General features: G+C 66.0%; 13 protein-coding genes. 7 read left to right on the top strand and 6 right to left on the bottom strand.

Going from position 1 to position 17,914, the window contains the following annotated elements; translation table 11 throughout:
* Window positions 1-801: 801 nt before the first annotated feature.
* Entirely contained in the window at window positions 802-2,019 is a 1,218-nt protein-coding gene (locus E1B22_RS12375; RefSeq protein WP_167758995.1) for a replication-relaxation family protein, read from the bottom strand.
* A gap of 1,101 nt (window positions 2,020-3,120) precedes the next feature.
* A complete protein-coding gene (locus E1B22_RS12370) occupies window positions 3,121-4,719 on the bottom strand; it encodes an IS200/IS605 family accessory protein TnpB-related protein (RefSeq protein WP_135226178.1) in 1,599 nt (532 codons plus the stop codon).
* Between the two features lie 313 nt (window positions 4,720-5,032).
* On the opposite strand from E1B22_RS12370, the gene E1B22_RS12365 reads away from it, so the two are divergent.
* A complete protein-coding gene (locus tag E1B22_RS12365) occupies window positions 5,033-6,049 on the top strand; it encodes a hypothetical protein (RefSeq protein ID WP_135226177.1) in 1,017 nt (338 codons plus the stop codon).
* 72 nt (window positions 6,050-6,121) lie between these two features.
* The gene (locus E1B22_RS12775; protein ID WP_167758994.1) at window positions 6,122-6,271 is read left to right on the top strand and encodes a hypothetical protein; all 150 of its coding nucleotides are present in this window, start codon (window positions 6,122-6,124) and stop codon (window positions 6,269-6,271) included.
* Window positions 6,272-6,900: 629 nt separating this feature from the next.
* On the opposite strand, the gene E1B22_RS12360 is transcribed toward E1B22_RS12775, so the two are convergent.
* Both E1B22_RS12360 and E1B22_RS12355 read right to left on the bottom strand, forming a co-directional pair.
* Window positions 6,901-7,782 (bottom strand): ParB/RepB/Spo0J family partition protein, encoded by an 882-nt coding sequence (locus E1B22_RS12360; RefSeq protein ID WP_135226176.1) that lies wholly within the window; start codon window positions 7,780-7,782, stop codon window positions 6,901-6,903.
* Window positions 7,779-8,924, bottom strand: coding sequence for a helix-turn-helix domain-containing protein (locus tag E1B22_RS12355; protein WP_167758993.1), 1,146 nt, complete (start codon window positions 8,922-8,924; stop codon window positions 7,779-7,781). The genes E1B22_RS12360 and E1B22_RS12355 overlap by 4 nt, the downstream gene beginning before the upstream one ends.
* A 541-nt stretch (window positions 8,925-9,465) precedes the next feature.
* Here E1B22_RS12355 and E1B22_RS12350 point away from each other — a divergent pair.
* Together E1B22_RS12350 and E1B22_RS12345 are read left to right on the top strand one after the other, a co-directional pair.
* Window positions 9,466-10,623, top strand: a complete 1,158-nt coding sequence (locus tag E1B22_RS12350; protein ID WP_167758992.1) for an AAA family ATPase — start codon at window positions 9,466-9,468, stop codon at window positions 10,621-10,623.
* Between the two features lie 1,097 nt (window positions 10,624-11,720).
* Window positions 11,721-12,143: a hypothetical protein gene (locus E1B22_RS12345; RefSeq protein ID WP_135226173.1), complete on the top strand. Its 423-nt coding sequence runs from the start codon at window positions 11,721-11,723 to the stop codon at window positions 12,141-12,143.
* Between the two features lie 753 nt (window positions 12,144-12,896).
* Here the strand turns inward: E1B22_RS12345 and E1B22_RS12340 are convergent.
* Window positions 12,897-13,829, bottom strand: a complete 933-nt coding sequence (locus tag E1B22_RS12340) for a tyrosine-type recombinase/integrase (protein ID WP_135226172.1) — start codon at window positions 13,827-13,829, stop codon at window positions 12,897-12,899.
* Between the two features lie 1,317 nt (window positions 13,830-15,146).
* Between E1B22_RS12340 and E1B22_RS12335 the strand changes: the two genes are divergently transcribed.
* Complete coding sequence (locus tag E1B22_RS12335) at window positions 15,147-15,806, top strand: AAA family ATPase (protein ID WP_135226171.1); 660 nt, start codon at window positions 15,147-15,149, stop codon at window positions 15,804-15,806.
* Here the strand turns inward: E1B22_RS12335 and E1B22_RS12330 are convergent.
* Window positions 15,737-17,023: an IS256 family transposase gene (locus E1B22_RS12330; RefSeq protein WP_135224104.1), complete on the bottom strand. Its 1,287-nt coding sequence runs from the start codon at window positions 17,021-17,023 to the stop codon at window positions 15,737-15,739. The genes E1B22_RS12335 and E1B22_RS12330 overlap by 70 nt on opposite strands.
* A 395-nt stretch (window positions 17,024-17,418) precedes the next feature.
* Between E1B22_RS12330 and E1B22_RS12770 the strand changes: the two genes are divergently transcribed.
* Together E1B22_RS12770 and E1B22_RS14150 are read left to right on the top strand one after the other, a co-directional pair.
* A complete protein-coding gene (locus tag E1B22_RS12770; protein ID WP_167758991.1) occupies window positions 17,419-17,574 on the top strand; it encodes a hypothetical protein in 156 nt (51 codons plus the stop codon).
* A complete protein-coding gene (locus E1B22_RS14150) occupies window positions 17,511-17,900 on the top strand; it encodes a hypothetical protein (protein ID WP_371413505.1) in 390 nt (129 codons plus the stop codon). Before E1B22_RS12770 ends, E1B22_RS14150 begins: the two co-directional genes overlap by 64 nt.
* Window positions 17,901-17,914: the final 14 nt, after the last annotated feature.

Genomic DNA, 17,914 nt, shown 5'->3' with positions numbered 1-17,914 from the left:
ACCCGCGGCCGATCCTCCCTTTCGGGGCTGAAGCATGGACGGCATTGTTTCCGATGGCGTCTGCCTGTCGCAAGGACAACCCGCCTCGCCAGGGTGGGAACGACGCTTCCCACCCCGGCAGCTGCAATCCATGGAAAACCACCAGGGAAATCCGCCCGCAGGGGCTGGGGAGGGGTCACCACGTGGTCCGGAACGACGGTCCATCCCGCGTCGCCATATGCGCCTGCACACGCAGCGCACGGCGAAGCCGCCCGTGAAGGTCACGTCGGCTCCCCAAAACCGCCCCAAACCGCAGCCAAAGCCCTCCGGTCCGCAACAGGGTCGCCGCCACGGATCTGTCCGGTTCGAACCGCCCGGCCCGGGTCTGCCGCCTCGCGCCGGTTCCGTGCACACCAAGCCGGGCCGGCTCGCCGGGCCGGGCAAGTCCGGCCGCTCGGCAGCGCCCCAGACCCCGCTTCACACCCCGCCCAGGCTAGGCCCCATCCCGGCCCAAGACCGCGCCGCACCGCCGGCGCCCGACAGTCCCTCCAATCCCGGGCTGCCACGGGCCGGGCCCTACAGTCGTCCCCCGGCCCCCAGCCGTGCGGCCCGCAGACCGTGCACTCGGATGGTCAGCCCCCGCCATCGCAACGCCCACCAGGCATGGCGAACCGTCCAGCACCACCGCCCGTCCCTCCCCGGGCCGGGCAGGACCGGGCGGCCACCCGCAGCCCCCGTCCCCCGCACCGTGCCTATGGAGCCACGCCCTCCGTCGCGTCAAGGGCGGGAACCCATCTCGCCCCGGACCGGGCCGGGCGGTCGTTACGGGAACACGGCCGTCAACGGCTGCAGCCGCCCGTCGGCCGACCGTACGCCGCCCTGCGGATGCAACGCATCGGGCGTCGTCCAGAACACCCGGGGCGTCGTCACCTGCCAGCCGTCTTCCGGGCGACTCAGCAGGATCAGGCCCCGCGCCGGGCGGTTCGTCCGCTCCTCCCACTCCGCGCACGCGCGCTCAAGATACCGGGCCCATGCGCCCACGGCAGCTGACCGCCGCCCGTCAAGCACCAGCAAAACCTGCTTGTCGTCCCGGAGAATCCCCGGCTGGCGCCACGCGAACACCGGCGCCCGTCCCATGGCCAGGTGCAAACCCCGAACTCCCGCAGCGGTCAACGCATCCAGCACGAGCTCGGCCACTCCCATGTGGGGCACACGCGCTGTGGGCGACACGCGCCCGTCCGGGCCGGGCTGGTCCAGCCAGTACGCCGCCTCTTGCGAAAACCGGTCGATGACCTCCCCCAAGGTCCCGACCCACACGTCCAGCGCCAGCACGTCCTGCTGCCCTGCCGGCGGGGCGATGAGATACGGCTCCAGGTACGTCGTGGCCAGCTCCTGAATGAGCCGGATCCGGCCCGCACTGGGCGTGTGCAGAACGAACAGAAGCCGCCGCGGCGCCTGCAAGCCGTAACCGCCGTAATCGAGGACCTCGCGCAGGCGGTAAAACTTCGCCTCAAGCCCCCGCCGGCGCATCGTCCCCCGGTCGACTTCGATCAGCAGCTGCCCCCGCGGCAGATCCACCCGTGCGTCCGGATCATAGACCACGCCATACGTGCTCAACGCACCGCGCCCGTGCGAGCGGAACGCGAAGACCCAGGGCCATGCCGGATATCGCCGGGCCAATTCGACCAGCACGTCGCCCACCATCCGGCGGTGCTGGAGGTTCTCGCCCCTCCCCCGTCCAGGCGGGTCCGGCCACACGTAACCGTCAGGCAGCAGCCGACTCACCCAGGTTCGCCCCGCCCTCGTAAGCCGCCACAACGCCTCGCCCCGGCCGCGCGGCGGGGCCAGGACCAGGCCGTCCCGGGCCAGGCTGGACAGGGCCCGGTATGCGCCAGCGCTTCCCGAACCGGTCAAGGCCGCAATTTGATCCCGGCTCGCTCCGGCGAGGCGGTCCAGTACAACGAGCGCGGCGGCAGCGGTTCGAGACGTCACGGACGGCGGGATCGGTTCGGGAATCCGCAACAGGCTTTGCCACGCCATCGCCCAAGCCTCCCTCTCGCCTTTGCGGCCGGCGTGGGCCGGGGGCCAACGCCGGGCCGAACCCGAAAATTCCGGGCTCCAGATGTATAAAGCACGCCACTTATCCACAAGCCGGAAAGCCGGAACAAAGACGTCCGAGCGATCGGCGTATTCCCTTGTCGTACGGCCCTTCGCTCGATGCACCCTTTCCCCAAAAAAATGAAACAATTGCTGATTTGAAAGTTGACTCATGCAAAGATTACGCTGTTCGCGCTGAATTTTATTTCGTCGAACCCTTGTAACGCATAGCACGAAGCGGGATTTGCATTGCGCAATTTTTTCATAGGGGTTGTACGGCTCCACCGAGGAACATGGATTCAATGCGTGGATTCGGCAGAATTTTAGGGCAAGCGAGGCCGCGCCACAACGGGCTGGATTCGCTTCCGGGCCAGGATCACAAATGCCGAAAAAAATCAACATGAACGCCGCGGTTTGTCCACCGTGGGTTCACAGCCGGGTTGCCGAAGGGACCCTTCGCGTCACGGGCCGCAGGGGTGAAGCTGACTGGGCCCAAAGTGGGCCCATTGTGGGGCCAATCTGGGCCCAGAATGGGCCCAGGATGCCCATGGGGAACGGTCCGGCAACGCGCGCGATGTCGCAGTTTGGGCCCATAGTGGGCCCAAAGTGGCCCCAGTCTGGGCCCAACGTGGGCCCAGACTGGGCCCGGTGCCGCCGGGAGAAAGCGTGCGAACGGGCAAGCTTCGGCTTCAAATGGGCCCAAAGTGGGCCCAAAGTGGTCCCACTTTGGGCCCACTTTGGGACCCGCGCAGCCGTTGCGGCGCTCGGACAGTAGAATCCGGCTGCCTGCGCTCGGCGAGGTCCCGTCCCGTGGGGATGCGCAGTCGGCCCCCACCCACGAAATTGGCGGCGAAAAGACGCAACGGCTGAAATTGGAACTTCCGCCCACCGAAAAGGGGAAGAGAAAAAGGGCCGTGGTGCTAGCACGGCCCCGGTGGGTGATGGCGGTCGGTGGGGGCGACCGCCTCTCAGGCTATGGTATACGCCAGAGAGGTTCTTCTTCCTGCCGCCGTTCCTAAAAACATAGGCATTTATTACATCTGCCTATGACGCCGGGCGAACAGCGCTCCCGACGATTCGCGCCGGGGGATCGCACCCCGGACCCCAAGCCAGACCATCGCACCCCGGGCCGTGCGGCCTTGGGGCCGCCGGTGCCAGGGTGGATCGGGGTTCTCCCCGACCTGGGGCGTCCTCGGAGGACCGCTCATAAAGCCGGTGCGCCAGCTTGCCGCGCACCGACGGGGCGACGCGCCGCCAATCGCTCCAGACGTGCCGCCCTCGATTCCTCGCGGGTAGAGGGCGGGCGGTTCCAGAGCGCAAGCGCTCGCCCAAACGAAGGCCCCGGCGGGCAATCGCCACCGCCGCCGCCGCGTGGGGCGACAGCCCGTACCGGGCCATAAACTTGACCTTGCCAATCACGCTGGTGAAGGCCGGGTTGACGCGGATCACTTCCACGCCTTCCCGGGCGGCCCGGGCCATGAGCAGGGCGGAAAATTTGCCGTAAGCAAACGCGGACAACTTCCGGGCGTAGCGCTTGTCGTCTTCTCGAAGACGGGCCTTCTTCTCCCGGAAGTCCAGGTGCTCCACCACGATGGGCTTGCCGGCGCCCTTGGCCCATGCCACCAGGTCCGCCACCGCATCGCCCAGGATGGCCTTCACCTGCTCGCGGCGCTTGCCTTGAAGCTGAAACCGGATGTCGCGCGCCGCCACCGGGTTGCCGAAGCGGTCCACCTCCGCCACGGCCAGCCGGTCGGGGTTCAGATCCGCGCCAAGGGCGCCAGCCATCCGCGATGTCGTGATCGGGGCCGCTGGCCGTTCAGTGGTGGCGAACACATACCACACACCGCGCTTACGGACAAAGCGGTAGGAAATCGCTTGCCCGGTTGCGATGGCACGCGAAATCACATCATCCCCGTAGGGGAAGCGGACACCGTGAATCCAAATGCAGCGACCAAAACGAGCGGCCAAGGCGTTTGGCACGCGAAGGCGCAAGGACCCGGCAATGAGCGAGCAATTCAAATTCCCGCTCATTTCGCCCTTTGATCCGATGCAGAAGAAGCTTTGGCTGCGGGCATCGCGCCATGCCTTGCGCCATTCGTCGTGAGAAGCAAACCCATTCTCTTCAAGGTGGAACTGCCGGTGAAACAAACGCCGAGAACCAAAGCAAACCGGCGGCAATCCCGTCCGGGCTTCCGCCGTTTCAAGGCGGGCGCGAAGCATCGCCAGTCGCCGTTGCTTCTGGTGCAGCCGAAAGCGGACCCGACGGCGACGCTCCGCCCGCTCTTCGGGCGGCAGGGCGGCCCAGCGGCCCTTGCCCGATGCCAAGGCTTTCTCCTGCTTTTGGAGCTTGGCAATCGCTCGTTCGGTGGATTGAATCTGCCCGCGCAGATTCACCAGATGGTGCCGATGGGCTTCCTCCGCCGCCTTTACCTTGGCCTTGAGTTCGATGGCCAGCGCATTGAAGTGGCGAGCTGTGATTCCGTAGTGGGCAATGTATTCCCGCTTGCACTCAACAAGGGGACGATTGTGAACATAGACATCGACAAATAACCGGCGCAGCAGGCGACCGTACAGTGCGGCGATGGCGTCCAGCGCCGGGTAAACCGACCGGTCTTGAATCTTCGTCTGAAAGGTCGCCTGCATGGCCCGCGTGTCCTCCCTCTCTCATCATACCAAACGCCTGTTCCATACACGAAAGAGGAACAGGAGGCGGAGGTGAAATGTTTCGCCTACGTCTGATAAGATTTGACGATAGTTTGGTCAGCAGTTACGAACCCCGAAGCCGACCGCCGCGAGGTCGGTTTTTTCGTTACCGGATAAGCCCAAAAAAAGACCCCGATCTGTGGCCGCAGATCGGGGAGCGCTCCATCGGAGTCGGGCTCACACACCCGTGCGCTATTTTAAAACGAGCCCCTCCGATGGGTCAAGGAATTTTTTGTCCCAAGGAGGGGTCGCGATGGCCGTCCAGGCCGAATTCGCCCAGGTCGTCTACCGCCCGGGCCCGCAGCGCCGGGCCGGTTTTTCGGTCCTCTACCACGAGCTGCTCGACCTCTACATGCCGCACATCGGCGGTTTCCAAGGTGTAGGCTATTACGCCCAGCTCCTCCGCTTTGTCAACCGGGATGCCCGCCACACCTTCGCGGAACGCGCCTTCTCCACCAAGCGGTTCCTGAAAAAGGCCGGCGGGATCGGTGCCGACCGCCTCAAGCAGATCGAACTCCAGCTCGTGGCCTGGGGCCTCATCGACATCCAGGTCGAGCGCATCACCGTGGAGGGGCGAAGCGGCAACCGCGTCACCGCGGTGAAGTACACGTACTGGGTCAACGACCCGTTGCCCGAGGAGGAATTCCACGCCGCGGTTCGCCGCGGGGCGCTGCCGCGACCGGTCCCTGCCGAGCTGCTGCCGAGCTGGTGGTCGGAGGACGTCGCCCAGCGGCTCGGCATCCCCTCCGGCCCCGCCGTCGCTGTTCCCGATCCGGAACAGGGAACCGGCGTCGCTGTTCCTGGACAGGAACAGCGGTGTCGCTGTTCCTGCGCAGGAACGCAAAAAGAAAAAACGAGACTGGAAAAACAAAAAAACATCGTCGTCGTCTTTCCAGCTGCCGCGCACCGTGAAGCCGCTGCGGCCCCCGAGCCCGCCGCCCCGGCCGATCACGAACGAACTGACGACGACGATGATGCCGATCGTTTTGCACGTGTTCTCCAGCGCGCCTACCGGGCGGTCATCCAAAAGCACCGGGTGGCGCACTCCGACGCCATCCCGATGACCCAGGCGCGACAGCTGCTGGCCAAGTACGGCTTCGTGGCGTGCATGCGCCAGCTGCGAACGTTGGCCTGGCGCCTGCGGCGGGGCGGCTTGCACCCGCCGCTTGCGTACTACCTTGCCGCCCTCGACGGCGGCTACGCGCCGCCACCGAAGCGACGGCCGGCCGGGCGAATGGCCAGGCTCCGCGACGAGCTTGCGGTCCTGTAAGCGCAACGCCGGGCCGAGGAGCAGGCAGCGCGCGAAGCGCACCTGCGGCAGCGCCTGCAAAAGAGCGAGGCGATGCTGGCCGTCCTTCCGCCAAGCGAGTGGGAGGCCCATGCCCGGCAGGCCTTTGAGGCCCTGGCGGAACGGCTCGGTACCTCCAGCGTTCCGGAGCCGCTCCTGCGGTTCGAGATGCGGGCGCTGGCCCTCCGGCGCTATGGCGAATAGCCGCATCAGGCCACCCACCGGCGATCCCGGAGCCCCACCTCACAGGCCCTACTCCTTCCGATCAGCTCACTGACCTCGAGCCCTTTGAGCTGCGGAGCCATTCAGCGCAATCCTTCCCGCCCAGCGTCGACTTCTTCGGGCGCTCGCTGGTGTTTGCGCAAAAGATCGAGCGAGAAGTGCCAGCTTGAAAGCAGCGGTCACCGGTGAGCAGCCCTCCCTTTGAGCTGTTTTACGGCCAACCCAAAGGGGAGCCGCCGGTCACCTTTCTTGTCACGGGCCACCGGCTTCGGGCCCTACCGCGCGGCGCTTCGCACCACCACGTCGGACACTTACGTAGCTCCGCGTGACCACCTGGAGAACATCAACCCGGTGACCGGTCCAACACCTCTCCGCCGCCGTCGGCGAGGCAACACCACAGCCGAGAACACCTTGTTACCTGGCATTGAAGAAGAAAAAGCTGGGCATTGGTGTCGGAGCCCGTAACGATGCCGCCAGGGGCAGCAGATTGCAAAGAGGGAACCAGACTTTGCACCGTACCCATCCTCGCCATTGCCGAACGGTCTTATCCTCCCCGCGAGCCCTCGTCGCGAACTGCCTGGATCGTCGTTGGATAGAACGATCCCACGGCCTCATCCGGGGCCCGTCGCTCGATCCTCGGGGCTGTGGTCCTGCAAGACTTCCAGCAGGCGTTCAAGCATCGCACGGTCCGGGATATCGATGACAAGTCGCCAGCCTGCACCGCGCGGCCGACAGGTCACCTCGGCGCCCAGGGCCTCCTTGAGCTTCCGGATCAACGGCTCGAGGCCCGATTCACGCGCGGCGGCGGATGCAGTCTCACGGCGCGGTCCAAAGGCGGATCGTGCGGCCAGCTGCCGTTCGAGATGGCGAACCGTCCATCCCTTTTCGATCGCGGCTGCGGCAAGCTCGAGCTGGAGCTCGGGCGGAAGACCGGCGAGGATCTTTGCATGGCCGATGCTGAGTTGGCCGGTCCGGACGGCATCCTGAACCGCGGGCATCAACTGGAGAAGACGCATCATGTTGGCGATGTGCGGCCGGCTCTTGCCGACCCGCTCGGCGATCGCTTCCTGAGTGAGCCCGTATTCTTCGTGCAGCAGGCGGTAAGCTTCGGCCTCCTCAATCGGGTTGAGGTCTTCGCGTTGGAGGTTTTCAATGAGCGCCACCTCGGTCCAGGCCGCGGGTTCCAGGTCGCGTACGACGGCCGGGATGGTTGCAAGGCCGGCCTTGCGCGCGGCCCGCCACCGGCGCTCGCCGGCGATGAGGATGTAGCCGTCACCTTCGCGCACGACCTGCACCGGTTGAAGGACCCCGCGGCGACGGATCGAGGCAGCGAGCTCGTCGAGCGCCGCCTCGTCAAAATGCTTCCGGGGCTGGTAGGGATTCGGACGGATGGCCGCCACAGGCACTTCCTGGACCATCCCGTGGCCTTCCGAGTCCATGCCGCGCAACAGCCCTTCGAGACCTCGGCCGAGACCTCCGCGTTTGCGGCTCATGAGCCTGCCTCCAGACCAGGATCCTGCAAGCGGTTGCCGTACCGCTTCCGGGCGAGTGCCCGCATCTCCACTTGTACCAGCAGCCGATGCACCGGAATCATCGAGCGCACCTTGTCGCTGGTGCGCTGCCGTACCCGCGCCTCCGCTTCCGCCTCCAGGCGGACACGCTCCTCCACGGGGAGCGTGTCGATCAAGGCGTCAAGGGCGGCCGCCAGACGCTTTTCGGCTTCGATGCGCTGGCGTTCCTCTTCCCTCTTCCGGGCCTCTTCCTCCTGCCGACGCTCCGCTTCCTGCCGTTTTTGAATCCGTGCTGGGACGTGCGGCTCGACGCGCCAGTCGCCCTTGAGGGCAGCGAGATAGTACGCCTTCGGGCCCCGCTCAAAACCGCCCTGGCTTTGTTGCCACGCTACGAGCTCGAGCTTTTCCAGCGCATAGGCTAAGCCATAGCGTTCCACAATTTGGCGTGCTTCGCCTTCGGTCAGCGTGCCGCCCGTGGTCCGGCGGTACGCTGCAGCGAGGTGAGCGGCGGCTGCATCCGATGTCGCAGATTCAGCGCTCGCAGCGACTTGTGTTCTGGCCGCAGTCAGAACAGAGAGTGCCAAGGTGACATCATCATCGCGGCGTGCGGCCCTTGGTACGGAGACCGGATGATGTTGTTCCTTCGGTTGTCCTTCAATGGGTTGTCCTTCGGGCCGCTCGTTGCGGCTAGGGTAGCCGTTGCCTGCGGCTAGGGTGGCCGCACCCTGCGGCCGGGGGTAGCCGCTGAGAGCGGCTAGGGGTGGCCGCTGTGTGCGGCTAGGGGGAGGCTCCGGCGCCTCGTTCGGAGCCGGCGGATCGAGAATCGTATATAGGTTGGAGGCATAGGCGCCGTCGGGGCCCTGGCGGGATTCTTTGATGAGGAGGCCCCGCTCGCAGAGCTGCTTGATGGCGCGGTCGACGCTGTCCTTGGAGATTCGGCACGCCCGGGCAATGGTGCTTCGTGACGGCCAGCAGGTGCCGCCCGCGTCGGCGCAGCGGCAGAGGTAGAGGTAGACCAGGATGGCGTGTGCGGAGAGGTCGGGCACGTCCCAGATGGCGTTGTGAGCCCAAAACCAGTGGCGTCGACGCCCGTCACGCAGTTCGGTCGGACCGGCAGGCGGCACAAGGGTCCCTCCCTCCTGCGCGGGCCGCCTGCAGGAATCTGGACCTCGACCGCGAATCAAGTGAAAGAACCCCTAGACCGCCGCAGTTGCGGTTTTAAGCGGCGGTTGCGGATCGATGCCCGATTCCACGCTGGCGGTCCCCGGCGGTGATCGGGTATGCGGGCCGCACCGCCTGGTCCCCCCACCAGGCGGGCGGCACGTTGTCGATTCGTCGTTCGGTGGTCTGTCGGGTCACCCCTTGCGTACGGCCGGTTGCGGTGCAACCGGCCGTTTTGCTGTCGGTCGCTTGCGTCCGTCCCCTCCTCCCCCCATGGTCGACGGGATCGCATGGTGGGTGCGATCCGGGCACGGACGAAGCAGGGGCGGTGGCACGACGGGCGGTCGCGCCACCGCGTGCCAAACCGAAGGGAGTAGAACCAACTGCTGGCTGTCCATTCGCCACCGGGGAGCCCGAATCCTGCCGCGGTTTGTCACATTTGCAACATTCGGAGGAAATACGACCTGGGCGGCGAAATGCTCCACCCGTGGGGGGAGGGTCCAGATGGATCATCGGAAACGGAAGCCCATCAAGGTTTCGGACGTAGCGCGGCTGTTCGGTGTCAGCCGGCAGACGATTTACCGATGGATCGAGTCCGGCGACCTGGCCGCGTACGGGATCTCGATGTTTCGCACCCCGAAAGGGGAGCCTCGGTTCTACGAGGACGAGGTGCTCGCAGCCATCGAGCGCCACAAAGGGCCCGGAATGGTGCCCCTGCGGCAGTTGCTCTTGCAGACCGGGAACGTCGAGCGGGGCAAGGTCATCGCAGTCGCCAATCGGAAGGGTGGGGTCGGGAAGACGACGGTCACGGTAAACCTGGCACGAGCCATCACCAAGGCGACGGGGGACCGCGTGCTGGTGATCGATCTGGATACGCAGGGCAATGCGACCCGGCACTTGGGGTTTTCGGCAGAGGAGCCGGGGCTCAACCGGTATGAGCTGACGGTGGCGGATCTGTGGCAGCTCGCACCGGATGCACCGGGCCGGCCGCTGAAGGAGATCATCCTGCCGGCCACAGAGGACGAGCGTCTGTGGCTCGCGCCGATGGACGACTCGGGCGACGAGATTGACCACGCGGCCAACGTCCTGCTGCTCAAGATCGCGGCGGGCGAGATCCGGGCCGGTGCGTCAGCGATGGAAGAAGTGCTGGGGCAGTTCTACGGGACCCTGCGGGAGCGGTTGAACGAGCTTCTGACTGTAGAAGAACCCTTTGACTATGTCCTTTTGGACACGCCGCCCTCCGCCGGAACGCTGACGACGATCGGTCTCTTGGCGGCCGACGCGTACATCATCCCGCTGGAACCGGAGCCGTTCGCGCTGCAGGGGCTCGATACATTTGAGCAGCTTGTCGAAGATCTGCTGCGCATCCCGCGGCATGATGCGCCGTGCATTGGGTACGTGCTGAACTACCGCCTCCATCGTGCCGGGCTGCGGGATGAGGTTGCGGCGGCCGTGCGGGAAAAGAAGGGCTCGCTGGTCTTCACGACGATGCTGCGGTCGGACGTGGCGATTTCAGAGGCGACAGATCAGGGGATGTCCGTCTTGGACTATGCGCCGAAGAGTCGGGCCAGCGAGGATTTCCTGGCGCTGGCCGAAGAGTTCCTGGAGCGCGTGGAACGAATTGGGCGTAGCGGAGCGCAGAAGAAGGAGGTCGTCGGATGAGTTCGCGGCGACGGCGCAGCGGCATCAAGAGCCTCGTGGGAAGCTGGCGGGGACAACAGGTAGCTCGGGAAAACTTGCAGGATCGGCTGGCTTCCCTTCCGTACGAGGTGCTTGAGACGTTCCTCCGCGAACACGGTTACGAGCCAGCGAATCGCGGCCATGCAATCATCCTGATGGTACGGCATTTCCAACGTGAGGCGGAAGCGCTTGTAGCGCGACTGGCCAGTAGCGATTCTTCTTTGCGCGAGCGAGACACTGTGTCGGCCACCGTGGAAGACACGGCGGTGGATACGTCAGAACCAGTGGTGCCAAAGGGCCACGCGTCGGGGTCGGGAGAGGCACTTCCCCACACGGCAACCAGGGATGGAGATACAGATGTTGATGCGGGTTCGCAGAGCCGTGTAGACACTGTAGTCGACACGGCATTCGATGCGGTGGCCGATACGACGGATGATACGGCCGGGACCACAGTTGGCGAAACGGTGTCGGCTAGGGAAAGACGCCTACAGGGTGAATCCGTACAGCATTTAGAAGCCGGATCTGACGCGCCAGATGGCACGCCGAATGACACGGTATCGGACACCGTGAACACCACCGCATACGACACATCTTTGGACACCGATGGAACCACGGCATTAACCGCCGCTGGTGACAGAGCGTCGACCACCGCGACAAATTCCGCGGAGAACACGGTAGACAACACAGTGGCACCTACGGTTGAGCAAACGGATGCCGACCCAGTGTTGGACGAATCGTCGGACGCGCCAATGGACACGCCTCATGACGGTCACACCGGATCACGCACAACCGTATCAGAAACGCCATCAGACACGGTGTCCGACGCCGCTGCAAGGTCGCCGACCGGTGTCAGAGTAGGGAGGCCTGGGGTGTCGCACGGTGACGGTGACGAGCGGGCCGGCAAACGGGCGTCATCGCCTCCACAGGAGGCCGACGGTAGGATTCGAATCGCATTCCCCGGGCGGGCGATGGCACTGGAAATCCCGGACCCGGGGGCGGTTGTGTGGGTGCCGCATCGCGAATGGACGGGACCGAGCCGGCGTGCCGGGGAATTTCTTAGAGAACGCGCCCGGTGGTGGATGGAGCGGCGCAGTGCAACGGACGCTGGGGCCACGCAGTTCGTTGGCGTCTACCTCCTTCCCGAATACCGGTCCACCATTGAGCAGCTTCGCTCCGAGACGCGCATGGAAGCGTACAAGCTCCTCGGGATGGCCCTGGAGCTCTTGCTCCACGAAGCCGCGTCCACGGCGTCCCTGCCGGAGTTGCCGCCGCGGGACGATCGCGCGAGCCGAGTGCTGTATCTTTTTGGCGTGCAGGCGCGGCCGCGGCTCGATCAGGAAGGAACCCGATTGTTTATTCGGATCTACCCCGGCTTGTGGGAAGCCGTCGACCGGATCAGCAAAGCAAGTCGGCGGTCACCGTCCGAGTCCTGTAACATCGCGGTCCATGTACTCTCTGCAACGCTGAAGCAGCTGGCATCGTCGCCGGCCCCGCCACGGTGATCCAGGCCCGCTGTCCGGTTCGGTCTTGGGCGAGGCCCTCGCTCGCATGCGTGAAGTCCTTGCTCGTCCTCGTGGAGCTTTCAGCCGCCCCGGTGATCCGGAATGAACGGTAGGGCATGCACCAACGGTTTCTATGCACGAAGCGCTTTCACGGCACACGTGGAAGCGATGGGCGGGCACCGCCGGTGCCGACTCACACGGTCTCGTGGCCAAAGGAGATCGCAACCTGCGGCTCTGAACCTGCCGCCCTTGAACGTGGAAACTGACACGATGGAAAGACAAGAATCCTCGCAACGAGCGGAGATTTTCGCACCCGTCCGCCACGGCGCCCCCGGGGCGGGCGGATTTGGACCATTCCAGGCACACACGCTTAGGACTACGCAGCTTCACACCCCGTCTGGGCCGTGGTTGATGTAAGCCGACCGAAGCGACGCATCCCGCCGGGCCGCCCTAGAGGACGACAATGATCTGGTGGCCCCGGATCAACCGACGTCACTCGCGGGGAGGCCTCAGCCGCAGACGTTCGGCATCCGTCGGGCCGCAATGGCAGGCGTCGCTGTTCCGGATGGGGCACAGGGAAGCGTACGGCAGGCGCGGTCTTCCTGGGCTAGCCTGTTCGGCCGAGCCGCTGTTCCGCATCGTCGACCGCCCGGGCGCCCGGCGCGGGAGCGGCTAAGCAGCGGTCCACGGAATCCCGACAGCGACGATCTTCTCGTCTGCGGCCGCACGGGGGACGCCACGGCGGTTCCGCATCTACCAATCGTAACTTAGCTTCCGCAGGGCCTGACGTTTGATCTCGAGGGCTGCTTGCCGGTACCGCTCCACATGCTGAGGGTTTCGGTACCCGAGGAGTTCTGCTAACGTCTCGGTCTCCAGGGAGGTCTGAGCGGTGAGGTGAGCCGCAAACGTGCTACGCAGGAGCTTAGGGTTTGCCCGGACGCCTGCCCGTTCGGCCCACGTCGCGACGATGCGCTCGACGGTCCGGGCCGACGCACGTTCGCCTCGTCGGGTTAAAAACAAGGCGACGGTGGCCGCTGGCGGGCGAACCTTGAGATAAGCCGCAAGGGCCTCGGTGCTCACAGGGTGTAGGGGGAGCAGGTGACGCCGCCCCTTGACGCGCAGCTGCTCTGCCGTAAGATCGACGTCGTCGATGTCCAAGCTGCAAATCTCCCGCAGCGCAAGGCCCTGGTAAAGCGCCAGCACGACAATCGCCATATCCCGCGGGCCCGTCCATTCAAAGGACGCCCGCTCCCGCTCCGTCAGCCCCCGCCCCTCTCGGATGGCAGCAAGCAAGCGCCGGACCTCTGCCGGGAGGAGATAACCCGGCAAGCGGTCGTCCGCCGGCGGGTGCAGGCGGGCAAACGGGTTCGCGACCCGGACGCCCATCCAGTTAAGGCCTTCATAAAGGGAGCGCAGTGCGTAGATCTTTCGACGGAGGAAGGAGGGCACCTGGTTTGCCCTATGGGCCGCCGGACGACGACTTAGCGCGGTTCTGATGTAGTTGGCGGCCATCTTTTCATCGACCGCTCGGAGTTTCTCGATCCAGTCGGTGCCCCAAGGTTGTTCCTCAAGCCAGCGCAGATACGCGACCACTTCCCTCCGATATGCCCGGACCGTCGAGGGCCGCAGGTGCCGCTGAAAGAGCCAGTAGGCCTCGAGTTGTTCCAGCATTCCCTTGAGGTGCACGGCAGGATCCCCCGCGTCCTGGATTTCGTCGGGAAACGTGTGGGTCCTGTCTGAAGAATTTTTATCGATTTGGGAGTCTGGCTTTGCGTCTTTTGTTGCTGGCAGGTGGCGGCAGCGTTTCCCGCCATTCCGCTGGAACGATTCCCTGCCCCGTCACCCCTCGGATGCGACTCGTGCCCGGATCGCAACGCCCAGGCCAACCGGCAACCTTCCGGTCAGCATGTGCTGCTGTCACGAGAACCCAGCCTGTCCCAGGCCGAACACGTTTCGCCCGCAACAAGGCCGACGAGGCGTATCCCAACACACCGACAGCAGAAGACCCCAGAACCCCGGCTCCGCCTGATGGAGTCGCGCGGCCCCCCCGGCCGGCCGACTACAACGTTTCCCTGCATCGGAACTCCACAGGCACCGGTTCCACCCTGCTAACCAACACACCGCGCAGAAAGCCGGCGGCCGAGCCGGTCGACCCTCCTCACCGTGAACTCTTCACATTGCGAGCCGCGCGATGGCGCACAGGCACGGCTGTGGCCTGTTCTGGACGGTCGCGGGCACCGTTGGCCTTCTGGCAGTCCGGGATCCGGAGGATCCCGTGCTTGATACGCTTCTCTAACTGGGCTCTGGCTCGCCCCACGAAGCATGATCGAGCTGGCCTCGGTGCGGGACAGGCCCGAGGCCGGAGCAAGGAAGAAGGTCCGCGCGGATCGTGCGAGCGTCTTCCGCCGACTATTCCGCCCGGGTCCGATGGGTTGTCCGACTCGGTAGCTCAGAAGTCTACCGGTACGGGCCTGGCCCCGGTTCCGTCAGCGGACTCGCCCACCGCCATTCCACTTTCTCCCGGACTGATGCTTCACTGTCGCCTGATGAAACGCATGCGGCGACACGCCGTCCCACCGCTGGTACCAGCGCACGAGGTCGGCGATACTCCGCGGTCGGCGATGCTCCTGTGTGGCTCCACGATGTGCTCGGGGCCCAGCCCGTCTTGCACCGCTTCCCCCGGGCCGTTCTCCAAGGCGCCGAGGCAGGGCTAGAAGCAGGTCGCACGCACATGCCCGTGGAAGCGCCGTGAACGCCCCTCGGCCGCTCTCGCTTCTGGCAATGGATTGGCGGTGGCAGCGTCCACGCAGACCGGAATCAGCAAGGAAGGGTGCTGGTCGACGCTACAAACCTGGCCTGGAACATCGCGCACTCGTCGGGCGCCGATCGGCGAAAGGTAACGGTCCACGCCGCTTCGACGTCTCGGCGGGAGCGGTAACGTTCTCCGAAGTGATCCGAAGCGGCGGTATGAAACAGGCCCAGGCTGAAAGGCGGGCGTAACCGTTGCGGCGTGCTCGTCGGCTGATGGTACTGGGTACGCCTTCACATGTGGGCAAGACCTGGCTTGGGGCTGGCCTGTGCCACGCCTTCGCCAAGCGGGGCCTGCGCGTGGCACCCTTCAAGGCTCAGAATACGGCGCCCAACGTCTACGTCATGCCCGACGGCCGGGAGATCGCCCGCTCCGTCCCCCTGCAGGCCGTCGCGGCCGGGATCGAGCCCGAGGTCGAGATGAACCCCAACTTGCTCAAGCCAGCGGGCGACCGCCGCGAGGAGGTCTTGTTGGGCCAAGCCATCGGCGCCTGGGACGCCCGGGCCTACCGGGCGGAGCTTTTCGCTCGCGCCTGGCGCGCCGCCCGAGAGGCCTATGACCGCCTAGCCGCCCGGTACGACCTAATCGTGCTCGAGGGAGCGGGGAGCCTGGTGGAGGCGAACCTGCGGGACCGGCACCTGGCTAGCCTGGGCGTGGCCCTGGGCCGCTGCCCCCGGCCTGCTGGTGGGCGATATCGACCGGAGCGGGGTCTTCGCCGCCCTGGTCGGCACCCTGGCCCTGCTACCCCGGTCAAGTCCCGAACTGTCTGTAAAAGCGGTCTGGGTCATGCCACGGTGGCAGCGGGTGAAACCTCTTTCTGCGCCGCTCTTTGCCGTTGCCGCTCCTCGATGTAGCGCTCCAGCTGCTTTCGTTCGTGCTCGCTGAACTGCACCCGCCGCCAGCGCTCACTCGCCCGCCACAGCACGGCGAAGACTAGCTTCAGGCACTCCCGCTCGCTCCGAAACCGCGGGATCACCTTGGCGCGCCGCCGCTCCTCCTCGAAGCTGCGCTCCACCAGGTTGGTGGTCCGGACATGCTTGCGGTGGGCGGCGGGTAGCCGCAGGTGCGCCAGGCTCGCTTCCAGGTCCTCCTGCAGGCTCCGCATGGCCGAGGGATACTCCCGCCCGAACCGCTCCACCACCTCGGCCACCAGCCGCCGGCCCTGCTCGATATCCGGTGCGTCCCGGATCGCCTCCAGGTAGGGCTTGAGCACGGGCCGCGCCTCCTCCGGCACCTTGTCCAGCACGTTCCGCATCTTGTGCACCCAGCAGCGGATGCGCTCCGCCTCCGGCCACATGGCTTCCACCGCCTGGATCAGCCCCGGCGCCCCGTCCGTCGTCACCGTCAGCGGCGTCTTCAGCCCCCGGCGCACCAGATCCCGGAAGTGCTCCAGCCAGTCCTCGTAGCGCTCCTTGTTGCCCAGGCTCAGGTGCACCAGCACCTTGCTGCCGTCGCTCAAGATGGCCCAGGTGACCAGGATGCCCTCACGGCAGCCCGCCTGCCGGCGCAGCGACTCGTAGATGGCGTCGGCGAACAGGTACACCACGTCGAGGCCTGACAGGTCCCGCTGGGCAAAGGCCTCGAACTCCTCGTGGAGCGCCTCGGTGATCCGGCTCACGGTGGACCGGCTCAAAAGCGGCGCTTCGCTGCCCGCCAGCTCCGCCAGCGCATCCTCGATGTCCCGGGTAGAGAGGCCCCGGGCGTACATCTCCACCACCAGGCGCTCCAGCACGTCCGTCCGCCGCTTGAGGGCCCTCCACAGCGTGGGCTGGCACAGTCCCTCCATGCCCCGCACCTGGGGGACGTCGATCTCGAGCCGCCCCTCGGCGCAACGCAGCGTCCGCGGCTTGTAGCCGTTGCGGGCGCCTTCCTGGCCAGGCTCGCGCCGCTCGTAGCGTCCGCGCCCCAAAAGCTCCGTGACCTCTGCCTCCAGCAGCTCCTGGATGAGCTTGCGGGCGCCCAGGCGGACGAGGGCATGGGTCAGGTCCTCGACCTCAGTACCCTCCCGGGCCTGCGCGGCCAGCTGCCGGGCCAGCTCCGCCAACTGCTGGCTGGGTGGTATCCTGGACATAGGTCTGGGTCCTCCTCGGTGTGCCCCAGCTGGGGCGAGTTTTCCGACGCCACCGATGGTAGCCCAGACCGCTTCGCGTTTACAGACAGTTTAGGACGTCACCTGCTACCCCCTCCCAACGGCGGCGGGTGACCGGGTTCAACATCAAAACTTTCGCGGCGACCCGGCGTTGCTCCGGGAATTGAGTGGCTGGGGAGGGGGACGGGCCGGCCCGTCGTCGACGTTATACCGTATCGGGAGCTGGCGATGGACGAGGAGGATTCCCTCGCCCTGGAGGATGCCCGGCAAGACAGCGCGAGGGCAGGCAATCTGGGAAGCGGGGGCGGGCGCGGGGAGGTGGGGGAACCGGCGGTCCTGGACCTTGCCGTGGTGCGCCTGCCCCGCCCCAGCCGGGGGTGCGTGTCCGCTACGTCGCGTCGCCGGACGAGCTCGGGCAGTCCAATGCCGTGATCCTGCCGGAAACCAAAAGCACCGTGGAAGACCTGGTATGGCTGTTTCGCAACGGCTTGGACCGGGCCATCGCCCGGGCGGTGGTGGGGAGGCGTCGCTGATGGGCATGTGCGCCGGGTACCAGATGCTGGGTCTGCGCGTCCGCGATCCCCGCGGGGCCGAGGCAAGCATTGGCGAGGTGAGGGGGCTCGCTTACCTACCGGTAGGGGCGGAGCTGCAACCCGTCAAGACCACGCGCCGCCGGTCAGTGCATGTGGCCCCCGGCGGGTCCGGCTTCTGGGACCAATGCGCCGGTGCGGAGTTGGAAGGGTACGAGATCCACATGGGGGTGACGCGGGTGGTGAACTCCACGGCCGTCCAAGGTAATCGAGCGGGCCGACCGGGTCACACGGATGGAACCGGTGAAACACCGTTCCTCAAAACATAGGCGTTTATTGCATC

It is taken from the genome of Thermaerobacter sp. FW80 (assembly GCF_004634385.1).
In the GTDB taxonomy this organism is placed as follows: Bacteria; Bacillota; Sulfobacillia; order Thermaerobacterales; family Thermaerobacteraceae; genus Thermaerobacter; species Thermaerobacter composti.
This window is presented reverse-complemented; position numbering and strand designations above follow the sequence as displayed.